General features: G+C 60.7%; 14 protein-coding genes and 2 tRNA genes. 9 read left to right on the top strand and 7 right to left on the bottom strand.

Going from position 1 to position 16163, the window contains the following annotated elements; genetic code table 11:
- Nucleotides 1-151 precede the first annotated feature (151 nt).
- Nucleotides 152-1054 (top strand): LysR family transcriptional regulator, encoded by a 903-nt coding sequence (locus C1M53_RS09030; RefSeq protein ID WP_165358103.1) that lies wholly within the window; start codon nt 152-154, stop codon nt 1052-1054.
- A gap of 225 nt (nt 1055-1279) precedes the next feature.
- A complete protein-coding gene (locus C1M53_RS09025; protein ID WP_207213123.1) occupies nt 1280-2479 on the top strand; it encodes an aminopeptidase in 1200 nt (399 codons plus the stop codon).
- A 177-nt stretch (nt 2480-2656) separates the two neighbouring features.
- Here C1M53_RS09025 and C1M53_RS09020 read toward each other — a convergent pair whose 3' ends face one another.
- The 3 genes from C1M53_RS09020 to C1M53_RS09015 all read right to left on the bottom strand — a co-directional run bounded on the left by C1M53_RS09020 (nt 2657) and on the right by C1M53_RS09015 (nt 6642).
- A complete protein-coding gene (locus tag C1M53_RS09020) occupies nt 2657-4045 on the bottom strand; it encodes an RtcB family protein (RefSeq protein ID WP_207213085.1) in 1389 nt (462 codons plus the stop codon).
- Nucleotides 4046-4356: 311 nt separating this feature from the next.
- A tRNA-Cys gene (locus C1M53_RS31680) sits at nt 4357-4431 on the bottom strand.
- A 636-nt stretch (nt 4432-5067) separates the two neighbouring features.
- A complete protein-coding gene (locus C1M53_RS09015) occupies nt 5068-6642 on the bottom strand; it encodes a TROVE domain-containing protein (RefSeq protein WP_129411938.1) in 1575 nt (524 codons plus the stop codon).
- Between the two features lie 210 nt (nt 6643-6852).
- Between C1M53_RS09015 and rtcR the strand changes: the two genes are divergently transcribed.
- A complete protein-coding gene (rtcR, locus tag C1M53_RS09010; RefSeq protein ID WP_129411937.1) occupies nt 6853-8466 on the top strand; it encodes an RNA repair transcriptional activator RtcR in 1614 nt (537 codons plus the stop codon).
- Nucleotides 8467-8588: 122 nt separating this feature from the next.
- A tRNA-Arg gene (locus C1M53_RS09005) sits at nt 8589-8665 on the top strand.
- Between the two features lie 89 nt (nt 8666-8754).
- Here C1M53_RS09005 and C1M53_RS09000 read toward each other — a convergent pair.
- The gene (locus C1M53_RS09000; protein ID WP_129411936.1) at nt 8755-9036 is read right to left on the bottom strand and encodes a DUF982 domain-containing protein; all 282 of its coding nucleotides are present in this window, start codon (nt 9034-9036) and stop codon (nt 8755-8757) included.
- 217 nt (nt 9037-9253) lie between these two features.
- Here C1M53_RS09000 and C1M53_RS08995 point away from each other — a divergent pair, with 217 nt between their 5' ends.
- Nucleotides 9254-11209, top strand: a complete 1956-nt coding sequence (locus C1M53_RS08995; protein WP_129411935.1) for an AI-2E family transporter — start codon at nt 9254-9256, stop codon at nt 11207-11209.
- A 173-nt stretch (nt 11210-11382) separates the two neighbouring features.
- Here the strand turns inward: C1M53_RS08995 and C1M53_RS08990 are convergent, their stop codons facing one another.
- Nucleotides 11383-12261 carry an SDR family oxidoreductase gene (locus tag C1M53_RS08990; RefSeq protein WP_129411934.1) on the bottom strand — a complete coding sequence of 293 codons (879 nt, stop codon included), beginning with the start codon at nt 12259-12261 and terminating at the stop codon, nt 11383-11385.
- A gap of 437 nt (nt 12262-12698) precedes the next feature.
- Here C1M53_RS08990 and C1M53_RS08985 point away from each other — a divergent pair, with 437 nt between their 5' ends.
- Complete coding sequence (locus C1M53_RS08985) at nt 12699-13169, top strand: hypothetical protein (RefSeq protein ID WP_245488495.1); 471 nt, start codon at nt 12699-12701, stop codon at nt 13167-13169.
- 58 nt (nt 13170-13227) lie between these two features.
- Here C1M53_RS08985 and C1M53_RS31675 read toward each other — a convergent pair whose 3' ends face one another.
- Nucleotides 13228-13374, bottom strand: a complete 147-nt coding sequence (locus tag C1M53_RS31675) for a hypothetical protein (RefSeq protein WP_165358102.1) — start codon at nt 13372-13374, stop codon at nt 13228-13230.
- A gap of 174 nt (nt 13375-13548) precedes the next feature.
- Here C1M53_RS31675 and C1M53_RS08980 point away from each other — a divergent pair, with 174 nt between their 5' ends.
- A complete protein-coding gene (locus tag C1M53_RS08980; RefSeq protein ID WP_129411932.1) occupies nt 13549-14205 on the top strand; it encodes a CPBP family intramembrane glutamic endopeptidase in 657 nt (218 codons plus the stop codon).
- 203 nt (nt 14206-14408) lie between these two features.
- A complete protein-coding gene (locus tag C1M53_RS08975) occupies nt 14409-14627 on the top strand; it encodes a hypothetical protein (protein ID WP_129411931.1) in 219 nt (72 codons plus the stop codon).
- A gap of 40 nt (nt 14628-14667) precedes the next feature.
- Here the strand turns inward: C1M53_RS08975 and C1M53_RS08970 are convergent, their stop codons facing one another.
- Nucleotides 14668-15237 (bottom strand): dihydrofolate reductase family protein, encoded by a 570-nt coding sequence (locus C1M53_RS08970; protein WP_129411930.1) that lies wholly within the window; start codon nt 15235-15237, stop codon nt 14668-14670.
- Nucleotides 15238-15376: 139 nt separating this feature from the next.
- On the opposite strand from C1M53_RS08970, the gene C1M53_RS08965 reads away from it, so the two are divergent.
- Nucleotides 15377-16066, top strand: coding sequence for a helix-turn-helix domain-containing protein (locus C1M53_RS08965; protein WP_129411929.1), 690 nt, complete (start codon nt 15377-15379; stop codon nt 16064-16066).
- Nucleotides 16067-16163: the final 97 nt, after the last annotated feature.

Here is a 16163-nt window from a genome sequence, read left to right as displayed (position 1 = left end):
ATTGTTGCACAGATCCAAAAGAGCACAGTCGCCGCAGCGTCGACGATGATGCGCCCTTCGGCGCCGGCCTCTTTACTCCCATAGGCGCGCCGATCTAACTATGTCAATATTTGCACAGGATCGTTGCCGAAATGGCATTGGAGAGCCGACAATGTCACTCACTCGCTTTCGCTATTTCGAGAAAGTCGCTCGATACGGCTCGATCCGGGAAGCTTCCGAGCGGCTCCACGTTGCCACCTCGGCCATCAGCCGCCAGATTGCCCAGCTTGAGGAAGAATTCAGTGTCAGCCTGTTCGAGCGTCAGACGCGCGGGATGAAATTGACCGCCGCCGGAGAGATACTCTTCGAGCACGCCCGCGCCATACTCAGTCATCGTGACCAGGCACGGTCTGGAATAGACGATTTGCTCGGCCTGCGACGTGGACACGTCAAGGTCTGGTCGATCGAAGGGATGATCAAAGATTTCATAAGCCCGACGCTGGCTCTTTTTCATCAAAAGTATCCTGCCGTTACGGCAGATGTCGTCGTGGCGAGTTCTGATGAGGTCCTTGCTGCGCTCCTGGAGGACGAAGCCGATATCGGAATCACGTTCGATCCGCCGCGAAACAGCCGGATTACGGTCGCCGCACAATTTCCCGCGCCACTTTTCGCCGTGATGTCTCCGGGCCACGTCGCTGCCACACATCAACTTTTGACTTTGCCGGACCTCACCCGTTGGCCGATTGCGCTTCCGGACAGCAGTTTTGGCATCAGGCATGTCGTAGACACAGCCGCGAGAGCTTCCGATGTCGAGTTCCGCCCTTCTGTGGTGAGCAATTCGATCGAGGCCCTGAGAGGTTTTGCGCGTGCAGGCAGCGGCACCACGATACTGACACAGGCATCGGTTGAAGAGGATATCGAGCGGGGTATGCTGACCACGATCCCGATCAGCGAGTTTCTGATCCGTGCCCCTGCTGTCAAGATCTGCAGGAGCAAGGACCGCGAGCTCTCAAATGCCGGCTTGGAACTGGCTGCGATTCTCAAGCAGCAAGCCGCACGTTATCAGCGATCCTAGAGCGTTGCCGTTTTTCACGGAAACGCGGAAACGCTCCAGGTTTGTTTTCGTCGGTATCTTGCCGAAACGGCAACGCATAGACGTAAAAATTCATCTTGTTAGCAACCGCGATCAGGAGAACATGGCGATCATCTGAACATCGAAGATCCGTGAGAGGCAGCCATGTTCCAGCGCGCGCGTGACGATGATCGAGTGGGGCTGGAGACGATCAATCTGCATTTCCAGATGGATCGATACGCCGAACTCATTGTCCTTGTTGGCCTTAACCTTCACCCCGGCCAACAGCTGATCATCACCGCGCCAGTCGAGGCTGCGCCGTTCGTTCGACAGGTGGCAAGGCACGCCTATCGCGCGGGTGTCAGCCTGGTGACGCCACTGTTTGAAGATGAAAAATTGTCGCTGCTGCGGCTTGCGGCCGCGTCCGACGACAGTCTCGATGTATCCAACGCTTGGCTGTGGGACGGCGTTGCCAAGGCAAACGCAAGCGGAGCAGCCCGACTCCTGATCTGGGGACAAGATCCCGGTCTTCTCGTCGAGCAGGATGCAGCGAAAGTCGGCCGTGCAAACCAGTCGAGGCTGCAGGCCTATTCCGCGGCGCAGAAAATCATCAGCACGTTTGCCGTCAATTGGTGTCTGGCGGCCTATCCCACCCCGGCATGGGCCAGTTTTGTGTTTCCTGGTGAACAGGTCGATCGGGCGGTCGCGCTCCTGGCGGAAGAGATTTTCACGGCAGCCCGGCTAGATCAGCCCAATCCGAGGGCTACCTGGCATGCACACAACGTTGCCCTGCAAGAGAAAACCGACTGGTTGAATGCACGGAACTACGACGCCCTGCACTTTGTCGGTGATGGTACGGATCTCACCATCGGGCTGGCGGACCAACATGTCTGGCAGGGCGGCTCGATGAAATGTGCCAATGGGGTTACTTGCACCCCCAATATCCCGACCGACGAGGTCTACACGGCGCCCGACAAAGATCGCGTAGACGGCTTTTTCGAATGTTCCAAGCCGTTGGCTTATCAAGGCTCGTTGATCGAAGGTATCAAACTGCGCTTTGAGGCTGGGCGCGTGGTTGATAGCGCGGCGCGCGTTGGTTCGTCGGCGCTTTCGGCAATTCTCGGTACAGACGAGGGCGCCAGAAGGCTGGGGGAGGTTGCGCTGGTGCCCGAAATTGCTCCCGTTGCGCGAAGCCGCCGAGTGTTTTTCAACACGTTGCTGGATGAAAACGCAGCAAGTCATGTTGCGCTGGGAAGAGCGTACAGCAACTGCGTGCGTCCTGACTCGCGTCAAGGGCAGCCAGACCAGCGCCTGAACAACAGCCTGATTCATCTCGATCTCATGATTGGCTCCGCTTCGATCGACGTGCACGGTGTCCACAAGGACGGCACTCGCCAAGCGATCATGCGTCAGGGCAACTGGGTGTAGATATCGCTTGAGCCATCCAGCGCGCCGACAGGATGCAGGGCAACCGCCGGCGGTGGCGCGAAGCCCCGCGCCACCTGCTCGCCTCATCCATGGAGCCGCCGAGTCCGAGCACGGCAGGCGCTCCATCCCTTTAGTTCCGCGGGCATTCACCGGACACCGTGCATCCCGGCAACCGTTCTACGAACGCTGCTTCTTCCTGCGCCAGGGCGCGTCGGCTTCCCAGTCACCGGCCATGATGCAGCCATAGGGTAGCACCTCGTCGACGATCTCGGCGAGATCGTACTGTTCGATCTGCCGGCGGACCGCCGCAGCGTTCTTGTAGGCGCTGGGCAGTTCGGAGATGTCGGTCACGCCGCAGAAGAAGCGGGCATCGATGCCCTTGGTCTCTTCAGCGAAGATCTCTTCGTTCGTCCGTCCCGCCTTCTGCCTGCGGTGCTGGGTGCGCGAGAAGTTGCGCCCGGCACCGTGTGGCGAGAAGCCCAGCCCGTTCGGCGCGTTCTTTCCGCGGGCGATCAGCACCGGCTCCGCCATGTTGAGCGGAATCAGCGTCAGCTCCGTCGCGTCATCGGCCCAGTTGTCGAAGGCCGGCGTCGCACCCTTGCCGTGGTAGAACAGCCCGTCGGAACGCCTGAAGACGAAGTTGTGCTCGTTCCAGAACCGGTCCGCGACCTTGGCCGACAGACGTTCGGCCGCCATGTCATGGATCAGCTCGTGGTTGGCCTTCGTCCAGGCGCGGATCGTCTGCAGGGCTTCCCAATAATCCTCGCCCTCGCTTGTGTCAGCCGGGATCCAGGCGTTCTGGGGCAGCGTCTCGGGCGAGAGCTGCTTGCGATAGCCCTCGGCGATCTTCATGCCCTTGCTGTAGAGCCTGGCGCCCGGCGCTCGCGATCCATGATGGGTCACGAGCGCCGTTTCTCCCGTCGACCTGATCGTGCCGACGAAGGCGAAATGGTTGCCGTCTCCCTGTGTGCCGAAATGCTCGATCGCGGCGCTCATGATGTCTCGCAGCAACGGGTTGGCGTCGATGCGCTCGGCAACATCCTTCGGCGGCCGTACCTGCTGGCCACGCGGCCGCCCGCCCGGACCAAAATGCGTCACGGCGTGGACGGCATCGAGCAGCGCGGCTGGCGCTACCCCCGGAAAGGTCGAGATCGCCATCGAGCAGCAGATGTCGGCCGAATGCATGCCGGGGTGGATGGCCTCGGAGATCGCCACGCCACCGACCGGGATCGTGCCGGATGGGCCGGCAGGGCACGCATCGGGCATGATCGCGCCGGCCTTGATGACAGGCGTGCGCATCAGCTCCGTCATGCTCCTGCTCACCGCCTCGACATTGGCGGCTTCCTCGGGCGTTTCCGCTTCGATGTTCACATGGAAAGGCACCGAACCGGCAGGATGCAGGGCCGCCACCGGCGGCGGCGCGAAGCCCTGCGCCACCTGCATCGCCTCGTCCATCGAGCCGCCGCGTTCGAGCACGGCATTGGCAGCAGTCAGCGCTTTGCCAAACCACTTGCCCTGGGCCAGCCCGGCGTCGATCAGATCCTGTCCACTCAATACGTCTACCATAACCTCATTCCCTTCAATCGATCACAATGGCCGAATAGCGGCCAGGATCGGCAAGACTTGTTCCGCCACTTCGCAACTGGTGCGAAGGAAGGACACGAACCTTCACGTCTTTCGACACCTGCCTGCGCAGGTCGCGTCTACCTTAGAGCGCCGCGCGTCCACTTGGATGCGCAAAGGACGCTCTAACACTTTGATTTGGCGCATGATCCTTTCCGAAAATCGGTTCCGATTTTCGGGGTCATGCGCGAGTCTGGCCTGCATCCGCCATTCGGCCGGGAAGGCGACAAGTCACTGCAGGACAATTCGGCGGAAGCCGCCGGGCGGATTCGAACCGCCAATCCCAATGTAGTCCTGCATTCATTCGTCTTCCCCGCGAATACGGCGACAAGATTTGCGAGACGGTACTGAGCTACTTTTCGGAGGATCCGGAAAGGGGTGGATTGAACACCCGACCTCCCGCCTTTCTCAAGGCAGGCGCTCTATCCCTGTAGTCCCGCAGGCATTCGCCGCACCGGCGACGAGATCGGCAAGACCGTTTCTGCTGCGCCACTCCGCCCGAAGGCGAAGGGATGATTTGAACATCCGACCTCCCGTCTTGCGACGGGCGCGCTACCTGTAGTCCTGCCAGCATTCGCCGGATATTTGTTGCCGCGGCGACAAGGATGGACGAAACTCCGGGATCCCGCTCGTGCCAGAGAGCGCCTGCAAGGCGAGGAGTCGAACCTCGCGGATTGCCCGATGAGTGCTGTAGTTCCGTCCGGCATTCGCCGCGTCTTTCCAGGCCTTTCAAAACTCGAGGGTCATGACGACAAGAATGATGAAACGTCGCCGGTCCGTTCGGATCGGCACCTGCTCTAACCACTGAGCTACGGACCCGTGTCTGGTGGATCCGGCGGGATTCGAACCCGCGACCTGGAGGGTAACAGCCTGTAGTTCCATCGGCATTCGTCATGCCTTTCTCGATATCTCCGTTCATTGATCCCGGCGGGTCATCCGCCGGGATCGTCGTTGGAGCGTTTCCTTTAAAGTTCGGTCGCCTCGATATGGCGGACCCAATGGTCCGGATCGCCCTTCGAGGAGAGCATTGTCCCGACCACCTCGAAGACCCGGTCGGAGAACCCGCCGACATTCAGGATGTCGGCTTCCGGCTTGGCCTGCACCGTGGTGTAGGGCTGGATGTCGATGCAGACCAGCTTTGCCCCAGGGTTCAACGCCTTGAGCTTGCGCCATTCCTGCATCGTCGCCGTTCCTTGATGCGGATGGCCCTGATGCGGATGGGATGTCCCATCCACCCAGGACTGGTTGTCCGACACGAACACCACGAGGTCGACCCTGGCGCGCTCCTTGACCAGGCGGGCGAGCGGAGCCGAGCAGTTGGTTCCGCCTCCGCCGACCGCGGCAAGCTTCTGCGCGTTGGTCATCACCGAGTCGCGAGCGTTGAGGCGGACGTCCACCACATCGTTCTCGAACGGCAACACCTTCGCCGTCGGGTTGCGCCGCAGCAGCGCCGCTGCCACCAGGGCAGCCACGTCGATGCAGCGCACGACCGAGGTCGACCCCTTGCGGTGGCCGGTCACGGGCGAGCTCATCGAGCCCGACACGTCGGGCGCCACCACGACATGGCCGTTCACCTCGGGCACATTGCCGAGCGCTACTTCCATCGCGTCCTGCAATGCATCCCGCACGACGTCCGGCACCCCGGCATCGACACTGTTGAACGCAACCATCAACTGGTAGGGGAAGACGCGGGCGCGCTTCACCTCCATCGGATCACGCAGCCGTGCCGCCAGTTTCTCGGCGAAACCCTCCACCTCGAACACGCCGTTGCGGGCAAAGGTGTTGAGGTTCTGCCGCAGCATCTGCCATCCTGCCGTCTCCGCGATCTGCACCCAATGCGCCTTCGTCAGCTGCATCGAGGTCAGCATCTGGAACGGCACTTCGGGCACCGGCAGCGACGGATCGCGCTTGAAGGCTTCGAAGGCCTTCACCAGATCCGGCAGCGCCAGCACGTCGTGCGGCTTGCCGATCAGGTAGCCGTACAGCGCCGCACGCGAGGCCGAAACCGGCTTCGGATGCATCATCTTCACGACATCGGCCAGCGAAGGGTCATTGCCGACGGCAGCCCGCATGATCTCGAGGTCCGAGGCACGCTCGAGCCAGTTGAGCACGAGCCGCTTCGGCCGCGTTCCAAGCGACTTGCGTCCGACCGCGCCGGAGCGCATGACCTGCACGAAATTGCGCAGCATGCGCCCGTTCTTCACGACCCGCACGAAGGCACGTTCGAAGGCGTCGCCCTGCATCATGGAGAGCACGGCCAGCAGCAGCGCCGGCATGTCCTTCATGTAGCCGGTCTCGTAGGCATGCACGGCGGTCTTCGCCAGGAATTCCGGCTCGACCTGCCAGGCCAGCTTCAGCACCTCGTCCAGCTGCTCCCGCGGCTCGGCATAGAAGGTCGCGTTCATCGTTCCCGTCGATGCCAGCTGCGCCAGAGCCTGGTGCGGTGTCAGGGCATAGGCCTGGGCACCGGCATGGTTCATGGCGTCAGCACGCGGGAGCAGCTTTCCCTTGATCGTCGCAAACACGGATTTGTTTGCCATTGTTTTCGTTCCTTCTGTTCACGCCATCTACATTCCAAGTTGCGTGCCAACTTGCGTGCCATGAACCAAGCGGAGGCGAAAATTCTTCATAATGGATTGATTTTGCTGCCATAAAAAAATTCACCCCGACTCGCCGCCCGGCGTGAGGTGATTGAGCTGATTTTCGGTATATGATAACAATGGATAAGAGCTTAGATTCTTGGATAAGAAATGCGTCGTCGGGTCGCCATCGGTTTTCTAGGGACCACGCTGGATATGGGGCGAGGCGGGCGCTGGCAGCGCTGGCGGCCGACCGTAGCGCTCTGCCAGCAGCCCGATCTCTTCATCGACAGGCTCGAACTGATCCACGGCACCGGATCGGCCGCGGGGCTGGCAGCACAGGTAACGGCCGACATTGGCGACGTCTCCCCGGCGACCGAGGTGCGGTCGCATGTGATCGACTTCAAGGATCCGTGGGATTTCAGCGAGGTCTACACCAGCCTGCACGCATTTGCCCGCGGCTATGCGTTCGATCCGGACCGCGAGGATTATCTCGTCAACATCACCACCGGCACACATGTCGCCCAGATCTGCTGGTTCCTGCTCACCGAGGCGCATTTCATCCCGGCGCGGCTGCTGCAGCTCTCGCCGCCGAAGGATCGTGGCGAAGGCGGCAGTGTCGCCGGCAGCCATTCGATCATCGATCTCGATCTCTCGCGCTACGACGCGATCGCGACGCGCTTCGCCGCCGAGCGTGAGGATGCCGCATCCTTTCTTAAGTCGGGCATCGCCACCCGCAATCCATCCTTCAACGCCATGATCGACCAGATCGAGAAGGTCGCGATCCGCTCGCGTGCGCCGGTGCTTCTGACAGGCCCGACCGGAGCCGGCAAGTCGCAGCTTGCCCGGCGCGTCTACGAGCTCAAGAAAGCCCAGCACCAGGTCAGCGGCGCCTTTGTCGAAGTCAATTGCGCGACGCTGCGCGGCGACCAGGCGATGTCCACCTTGTTCGGCCATGTGAAAGGCGCCTTCACCGGCGCGCAGGCCGCTCGCGCCGGCCTGATGAAGGCGGCGGACAAGGGGGTGCTGTTTCTCGACGAGATCGGCGAGCTTGGTCCTGACGAACAAGCCATGTGCCTGCGGGCGATCGAGGAAAAGCGTTTCCTCCCGGTCGGCGCCGACCAGGATGTCGCTTCGGACTTCCAGTTGCTGGCCGGCACCAACAGGGATCTTTCCGTTGCGGTCAGGGAAGGGCGTTTCCGGGAAGATCTGTTCGCCCGTCTCAACCTGTGGACGTTCAGGCTTCCGGCCCTGAAGGATCGCCGCGAAGACATCGAGCCGAATCTTGACTTCGAACTCAGGCGGTTTTCCGAACGCGAAGGGCAGAACGTGACCTTCAACAGGGAGGCCCGCGACCTTTATCTCGCCTTCGCGATGGCGCCGGACGCCGCCTGGCGGGCGAATTTTCGCGATCTCTCGGCATCGGTGACCCGCATGGCGACGCTGGCGCCGGAAGGGCGCATCAACGAGCAGACCGTTCGCGACGAGATCGGCCGCCTCAGGCAGCTATGGGTGTCGGGCGAGGGCGACGCATCGCCGGACCGGATGCTGCAGACGATCCTCGGCGCGGAACGCCTCGAGGCGATCGACCTGTTCGACCGTGCGCAACTGGCGGCGGTGATCGAGGTCTGCCGCGAAAGCGCTTCGGTCAGCGCGGCCGGCCGCGAGCTCTTTGCCGTTTCGCGCCTTCAGAAGACGAGCGGCAACGACGCCGACAGGCTGCGCAAATATCTTCTGCGGTTCGGGCTGGCCTTCGAGGACCTGACCCCGACGCCGAACAGATGACCCCGCGCCATAGAAGGCAAGGTCTTTCCCTTTTCTGCATTGAAGCAGGACACGGCTTCGTCTATGAAGCCGGTGACCGGCTCCAACGGGCTGGTTCGTTTCTGGATCTCGCGATCCCGGAAGCACCCGTAGCTCAGCTGGATAGAGTACTGCCCTCCGAAGGCAGGGGTCACAGGTTCGAATCCTGTCGGGTGCGCCAAATACCGCCGATCGTCCTCCACGCTACGCAAGGGTCGCAGACTGTGTGCCTTTGCAGGCGGCCTCTCGGGCACGCTGCCCAAGCTCGGATCAAGCAGTCAGCCACTCGTCGGCAGCCTTGGCAGCTGCCAGTTCCAGTGCGTCGGGGGCGAGGATGCCTGTTTTCCTGGCGAAAGCCTCGAACGCAAGCCGCGCGACAGCCACATTACCTTCGGTGAGCGCGGTGCGGGCTGCGGCAAGAGCCTGCTCGTGGGTAGGGCTTCGCGAACCGACCCATTCGTTGAGGATTTCAAAGGCCTCGTCGACGGTTTCGACATCGCGTGGAAATCCAAGACCGACAAAAATGGAAACGGGTTTCGCGAAAGGCTTCATGGGACTTCCTCATTTGTGAGCCACACCGAAATTATCCGGCTAGCTGAGAACGGACGATCCGGCAGTTCGTTCAAACGAATTCATCCCTTCGGAGGAAGGAGGTAAATTCGATAGACCTTACGCCTGCGTCCAACTGGCAACCTATGCCGATGGTACAGTCCGCTGCCCGTTTCATGTTAGGAATGGCTCACGCACCCTCGGATCGAAGCTCGACCCCATGATTTCATCCTCCTACATGACCGCCAGGCTCGCGACCTCCGCGACGATGATCGCGGCGATAGTCGTTCTCTATGTAGCGAAGGAACTGCTGCTTCCTCTGGCAATCGCGGTGCTGCTGACATTCGCACTGGCTCCGATCGTCTCCTTTCTCCGGAAAATGAAGCTGCCGCGTCTGGCGGCCGTGATTGGAGCGGTTGCATTCGCCTTCGCGGCCATATCGATCTTCAGTCTCATCGTTGCGGCGCAGGTCAGCCAGGTCGCTCAGGATATCCCGAAATACCAATCGAACATCGTGGAGAAGATAAGGGTCTTGAAAGAGACCGGCTCGGAAGATGGCGTCATCAGCCGCCTCGGGCGCGTGTTCGAGCGCGTCAACACCGAAATCAATGAATCGGCTTCCTCGGCAACTCCAGCGAACCCGCAACTCCACGGCGAGCAGCGTCCGCTGCTGGTTCAGATATTTTCGCCCCAGCGACCTATCGAGACGTTGCGGAACATTATTGAACCATTGGTCGGCCCCTTGGCTACAACAGGCCTGGTGATCGTCATCGTGATCTTCATGCTGCTCGAGCGCGAAGAGCTGCGCGATCGCTTCATCCGCCTTGTCGGCTACAGCGATCTTCACCGAACCACGCAAGCTTTGCAGGACGCGGGCAGCCGCGTCGGCAAATACCTTCTGATGCAACTGGTGGTGAACATCACCTATGGCGTACCACTGGCGGCAGGCCTGTGGCTTCTCGGCATTCCCAACGCCTTGTTGTGGGGCATGCTCGCCATCGTCTTCCGCTTCGTTCCCTATATCGGGCCGGTAATTGCGGCAGTCATTCCCTTGTTCCTGGCGATCGCGGTGGCTCCCGGCTGGTCGTTGCTGATCTGGACGGCGGGATTGTTCATCTTGCTTGAGCTCTTGAGCAACAATGTTATCGAGCCCTGGTTGTACGGCTCCCGCACCGGGCTGTCGCCTCTTGCGATCATCGTTGCGGCGGTGTTTTGGGCGTGGCTTTGGGGCCCGATAGGATTAGTGCTTTCAACGCCGTTGACGGTGTGCCTCGTCGTACTGGGCCGACACGTGCCTCAGTTCGAGTTCCTTCAGATCCTGCTTGGCGATGAGCCGGTGCTTGATCCTCACGAACGCCTGTATCAGCGCCTGCTGGCGGATGATCTTGATGAGGCCACCGACAATGCCGAGCAAATGCTCGAGGACAAATACCTGATCGAGTATCACAGTGCCGTCAGCATACCGGCACTGTTGCTTGGCGAACAGGATCGGGCCCGGGGAGCACTGACAAAGAGCCAACTGGCAGATCTCGCCGAAAATGCGCGCGAAGTCGTAGCCAACTTGAACGAGATCGCAGCAGAGGAGGAAGACGAGGACGAGCAGGATCGCGAGGACGACGACAAGGATAGCAAAACTCCAGGCAAGGCGGACGAAAAAGAAGACGAGTTCGATGTCGATCTGCCGGACGGTTCCGGCAAATCGGTACTCTGCATCGGGGGGCATGGTGAACTCGACGACGTTGCAGCCGTGATACTGGTGCAGGTCATGTCCGTCGAAGGGGCCGAATGCGAGGCGGTGGGCCACCGCGATCTCGTTGCAGCCAGAATGCGCAGCCTGCCGCTGGAAGGGCGCAATTCCATCGTCATCGGTTTCTTGAATCCCGACTCCCTGAAGTATTCCAGGTTCGCGGTGCGCCGTCTGAGGCGATTGGCTCCTCACTCTCGCATCGGTCTCGTCCTATGGACATCGCCCGGAAGCGAAAAGCCGTTCGATGAGAACCAACTCGCCGAACGATTGGAGGCTGACTTCATTGCGTTCAGTCTCGCCGACTGCGTCGTCGGAGCACTGTCGGACGACAAGCCGCGTGACGTTAAGCCGAAAAAACAGAAAAGTATCCGGCGTTCGCGGCCAACAACCTCGGCACGAAGAAAGGCGGAAACTGAGACGGATGCATAGCCTTCTGGCTGGCATCCCAACACTCCGGTGCCGCCTCCACGGCATGCATGCTGGAGCCCAATGCTGGGACCCCAGCCGAATTTCGCAAAGGCAGCGGTGGCGTACGCCACCCGCCATGCGTAAAATCAAGGTGCTGGAGCGACCTTTGCGCGTCCAAACGGACGCGCGGCGCTTCAGGCCGCCTGGGTGTTCTTGAACAGTTCGGGAACGAGCATTTCCCGGGCGAACTGCCTGAACGTTCTGGCCTGCTTGCCTGAAATTGCCTGGACAGCGTCTGTGGTGAAATCGCCCCAGCCACGCGAATAGGCCTCGAGGTAATCGTGATAGCCTTGGGCAAACCACTCGTCCAAGCCCATATCGCGAATGCTCTGCGCAAGAGCTTCGGGCGAGACCGGCATATATCGGATCTCGCGGCCGAGCTGTTCGGACAGTTCTTCGGCGATTTCATGGAAGGAAACCGAAGCCGGCCCGGTAAGATCATAGGTGTTGCCATCCCATGCCGGACTGAGCAGGGCGGACCTGGCGACGTCGGCAATGTCGCGCGTGTCGATCATGCTGAGCTTGGCATTGCCCGCGGCTGCGTAGAGGGTGTCTCGCGCCTGCAGGCTTGGCACGTCCGCCAACAGATTCTGCATGAAGAAGTGAGGCCGCAGGATAACACTCGCAATGCCACTGGCGCGAAGCTCGTCGTCGGTCCTGCCGTGTTGTCTGTTGTTGTCCGATGGGCCGTCGGCACCGGCGAGAAGGGCCGAGATCCGTACGATCCGCTTGACGCCCGCCCGTTTTGCCGCCGCCAGCCCCGCGCTTGCCCATGTGGAAGCCCGCTCGTGCGGCGGCGTCAGGAAAAGAAGCGTCTCGACGCCGGCAAAGGCCTTGTCGAGCGATATCGCATCTTCGAAGCTGGCAATGACGGTCCTTGCGCCCTGCTTTGCAAATGTTGCCGCCTTGTCGGGCGAACGAACCATTGCACGCAAAGGCTGGCCTTGATCGAGAAGCGATGGAATGAGGTGCTGCGCGATCTTGCCGGTCGCGCCGGTGATGAGAATTGTCATGGTCGTCTCCAATGTCCGCGAAGGTGACTTGCCTGTCACGCTGAGTTTGCGGACCTAGCTTGAGCCGGAGAGAGGCTCGGTTCTTGAAGAATTCGGCCAACTTGGAAATGATGCAGCCGCTGCCAGCGTTTGCCATTTGGCAGTTTGTGCTGCAGCGGAAGAACCGCATGTTTTTCAAAGCCGGTGCGACAGGGCCTGATCCCCGAAGGCGCTCTGTCCGGCGCGGCCCCCCGCGGTCCTGAGAACCCTCTTGGGGTATGCGTCAGCCCACACATAAATAGCGGAACGATACCGTATCCGGCCCGTTTTCGAGAATAATCCGCAGGGTCGTCGCCCCCGGCTCGATCTCTCGAACGACGGTCTGGAATGCGGGAAACGCCGCTGACTCAAAGGAGGATCAACCCATGACAAAATGCACAGGCTGGCTGGCGGCGGGAATGCTTTGTCTTGCAGGGCCCGCGCATGCCACGGACGCAGATTTTCTCCAATCACTGGCCGGGAGTTGGGGTGGCCGGGGCTCGGTCACAACCGAGACAGGGTCCCAGCCTATCAAGATCAACTGCAAATTTTCGTCGCGTGCGACGGCAAGCTCGTTGTCACTGAATGGCAAGTGCACCGGATATGTCGTCTTTTCCCGGGCGATCGGCGCCGACGTCAAGACCGATGGAAAAACCTATACGGGGGTATACACCGGTTCCCGCACCGGACCCGCTGGTCTGCGTGGCAACCGTGCAGGCGATGCATTGGTCCTGGGCATTCGCTGGGCCAAGGAAGTCAACGGCGACCGTGCTGCGCAACTGAGGTTGGAAAAGCTCGGGAATGACCGCATGCGCCTGACGACCATCGACAAGGATCCGGCAACGGGAAAAAACGTCGTTATCAGTCAGATCAACCTCAGCCGCACCTAGCTATTCCCGGCACCAGACTTTGCGCGACAGGAAATGACGCCGATTTGCTGGCCGTTCTTCAGCGCAGTTTGATTGCTCGGCCATGTGCGGCCTCGACGGCTTCGGTCAGGAGCTTCTCCAGTCTGCTATCGGTCATCAGGATATCAAGGGCCGAGAGCGAATATGGCGTGCGCCTCAGCATGCGGGCAGCCGTCGATTGTCCCACGGCACGATGTCGCCGCCTATCACCGCTTCGCGCCAAGGGACATTGGATTGCCAGCGCAGCTTTCGGCACCAGCCGTCCACAATGCTAAACTGATAGAAATAACGGCCGTGACAGTGGAGGAATTGGTGGATTTGTGGCTGCCCAATGACTGATATTCGACCTGCCCAGACACGAATGATCGCGCAACCCGGATGGCCGGAGATCGTGATCGCTGTTGGTGTTTATATTCTCGGCATTGGCTTTCTTGGCTACTGGATGCTGCTCCAGCCCGACGACAAGTCCGTCTTCCGCGTCAACATCGCCGGTGCAGCGAACTTTGCGCTCGGCCTCGCTGGATTGCTCGGCGCGTATCTCTACCGTGTTCGAAACTGGGGGGCATTCGGCTTTCGTCCGACGACGCTCAAGTGGATAGCGATCAGCACAGCGCTTGGCGTGGTGGGCTTCGGCCTGATCTTCATCGTCGAAGCGGTCTATTTCCATTTTATCTCCGAAGCGAACACACAAGCGGATTTTCAAGCTGCGGCAAACGGTGGCCTCGCGGGGATGCTGCTATTGTTGTTCACGAGCGCGGTCTTGGGGCCGATTGGCGAGGAACTGGTGTTTCGCGGGGTGGTCCAGAGCGCTCTCCAAAAATACGGATCATGGGTCGCGGTAGTGGGCAGTTCGCTCATGTTCGCCGCTATTCACGGGCCGAGCGTCATCTTTGTCGATGCGTTTGTGATGGGGCTCTTCTTTGGTGCGATGTTCCGCCTGTCAGGCTCCATCTGGCCGGCCGTGACCCTTCACGTGATCTATAATGGCCTCAACCTCATTTATTATTCGATGATCTAGAAACGAGCGTTGATTTGGAGGGCTATGGAGTAGACATAGTTTTCATCTTCGCTCGACGCGGCGCGCCAGCTTCTCTCTCCCTGATCCAATCGCATTGGCCCTGCCGAGTTTTCTCGCTGCCGTTCGCGACGATGGATCAACCCTACTTTGGCCCTTTTGCTGCCGTAGCTCCGTTGCTGCTGCCCTTACCCGGAAGACGCCCGATGTCCGACATGTTCGATCATTTCGCGAACACCCGACACAAGAACTGGACGATCATTGGCGTCGTCGATCCCAAGGCATCGACGATGGAGGTCAGCACCGTCGAGATATTCAGGCCAGGCATCGACGAGCCCGTCCTGTCGATCGCGGTTTCCGATCTGCCGCAGTTCATCGCGGGGCTGACTGCCTCGGCACTTCCCGGCGATCTCACAAGGACCTGATCGCGCGGCGCCGTTCCTCGGGTCTCCTCGAGCGGTGGAGCTATGCCTTGACGTATCGCAGCAAGGTGATGCCGTCGCCGAACTGTTCGTTTTCGACCAGCGCAAGTCCTTGCGCGTGGTTTTCGGGAAACAGACGGATGCCGCGCCCGAGGACGGTCGGGTACACCATCAGGCGGTATTCGTCGATCAGGCCATGCGGGGCCAGCTGATGGATGATCGAAGCGCTCCCATAGATCAGGACATCGCCCCTTGCCTGGGCTCTGATTGACGTCGCCGCGTCGACGAGGTTACCGGCAATCAGCGTGGAATTGTTCCAGTCGGCGGTTTTCAGCGTGCGGCTTGCCACGAATTTGGGCATGGCGTTGATACGCTCGGCAAAGCCCTCGGGGTCGTTGACCGTCGGCCAGACGGCGGCAAAGCCGTCATAGGTCGCACGGCCGAGGATGAGCGCTTCGGCATTCATCAGTTCCTGATGTTTGAACCGGTCTCCCTTGGGGCCGCGGCTGAAAGGACCGGTCCAGTCGCCCAGACCGGAGCCTTCCATGCCGACGGGATCCTGGATGACGCCGTCGACGGAGATGTATTGGGTTGCGATGATTTTGCTGGTCATGATCGTCTCCTGTTGAATGTGGGCAAGAGCTACGACGACCTGTGGGCCGGGTCTTGAAAGAAAGCGACAGTGAGGTCTCCTTGTCCTGCAAGCCGGGTGCTCGCTTTGCAGCCGTTGGCAGACGGAGTAGGTTCAGGCGATGGAGTGGGCAACCAGGATCTTCTCGGTTGAAAGCCGCACGGAGCCGTCGGACTTCGTCGAACGAATCTGGCGGACGTGGAGCGTGCCCGAAGAGAACATGCTGTCGGTTGCACTGCCGCACTGGCAGATCGTCGTCGTCAGGCCTTCGAATGGCCGCCCGATGACGGTCGTGCGTGGACCGGAGACGACGACGAACGTGACCGGAATACCGCAGGACGCGGAGTTCCTCGGCATTGAGTTCAAGCTCGGCGCATTCATGCCCGCTGTCGCGCTCGACGCACTGGTCAATGTCGGACGCGAACTTGATGTCGTTTCGGCAAGCAGGGTCGCCTTTGCCGGGAGAAGTTGGGAAATCCCGAACTTCGACAATGCCTTCGATTTCGTCGAACACCTCGTCCGCGACGGTGCGCTGGTCCGCGATCAGGTCGTGCAGCAGACGCTGCTGCGCGAGCCTGTCGCCATCACCGAGCGTTCGGTGCAGCGGCGCTTCCTGCGTGCAACCGGATTGAGCTATGGAACGGTACGTCAGATCGAGCGCGCGGAGCGCACGGTCGACCTGCTGTCGGCCGGAGTGTCGATCCTCGACGCCGTCGACATCGCCGGCTATTCCGATCAGGCGCACATGACGCGATCGTTGCAGCGCTTCGTCGGCAGGACGCCCGGGCAACTGGCTGTCCGTGCACGATAACCCTCCGACATCGCGCCGCCGCACCAGAGCATTTCCAGCAAAAGTGTCAGCGGTTTTGCGTCCGGCATTGTGCAAGAACAGAGAGCTGGAATGTTTC

Source organism: Mesorhizobium sp. Pch-S (assembly GCF_004136315.1).
Taxonomy (GTDB): Bacteria; Pseudomonadota; Alphaproteobacteria; order Rhizobiales; family Rhizobiaceae; genus Mesorhizobium.
The sequence above is the reverse complement of the archived record's forward strand: the minus strand, read 5'-3'. Positions and strand labels throughout refer to the sequence as shown.

Excerpts from the sequence above, each read along its gene's own strand:
- C1M53_RS09020 (WP_207213085.1), bottom strand. The coding sequence starts at position 4,045 with ATGGTAGACGTATTGAGTGGACAGGATCTGATCGACGCCGGGCTGGCC.
- C1M53_RS09025 (WP_207213123.1), top strand. The coding sequence starts at position 1,280 with ATGGATCGATACGCCGAACTCATTGTCCTTGTTGGCCTTAACCTTCAC.
- C1M53_RS09000 (WP_129411936.1), bottom strand. The coding sequence starts at position 9,036 with ATGAAGCCTTTCGCGAAACCCGTTTCCATTTTTGTCGGTCTTGGATTT.
- C1M53_RS08990 (WP_129411934.1), bottom strand. The coding sequence starts at position 12,261 with ATGACAATTCTCATCACCGGCGCGACCGGCAAGATCGCGCAGCACCTC.
- C1M53_RS09015 (WP_129411938.1), bottom strand. The coding sequence starts at position 6,642 with ATGGCAAACAAATCCGTGTTTGCGACGATCAAGGGAAAGCTGCTCCCG.
- C1M53_RS08965 (WP_129411929.1), top strand. The coding sequence starts at position 15,377 with ATGGAGTGGGCAACCAGGATCTTCTCGGTTGAAAGCCGCACGGAGCCG.
- C1M53_RS09030 (WP_165358103.1), top strand. The coding sequence starts at position 152 with ATGTCACTCACTCGCTTTCGCTATTTCGAGAAAGTCGCTCGATACGGC.
- C1M53_RS08995 (WP_129411935.1), top strand. The coding sequence starts at position 9,254 with ATGATTTCATCCTCCTACATGACCGCCAGGCTCGCGACCTCCGCGACG.
- rtcR (WP_129411937.1), top strand. The coding sequence starts at position 6,853 with ATGCGTCGTCGGGTCGCCATCGGTTTTCTAGGGACCACGCTGGATATG.
- C1M53_RS08985 (WP_245488495.1), top strand. The coding sequence starts at position 12,699 with ATGCTTTGTCTTGCAGGGCCCGCGCATGCCACGGACGCAGATTTTCTC.
- C1M53_RS08980 (WP_129411932.1), top strand. The coding sequence starts at position 13,549 with ATGATCGCGCAACCCGGATGGCCGGAGATCGTGATCGCTGTTGGTGTT.
- C1M53_RS08975 (WP_129411931.1), top strand. The coding sequence starts at position 14,409 with ATGTCCGACATGTTCGATCATTTCGCGAACACCCGACACAAGAACTGG.
- C1M53_RS08970 (WP_129411930.1), bottom strand. The coding sequence starts at position 15,237 with ATGACCAGCAAAATCATCGCAACCCAATACATCTCCGTCGACGGCGTC.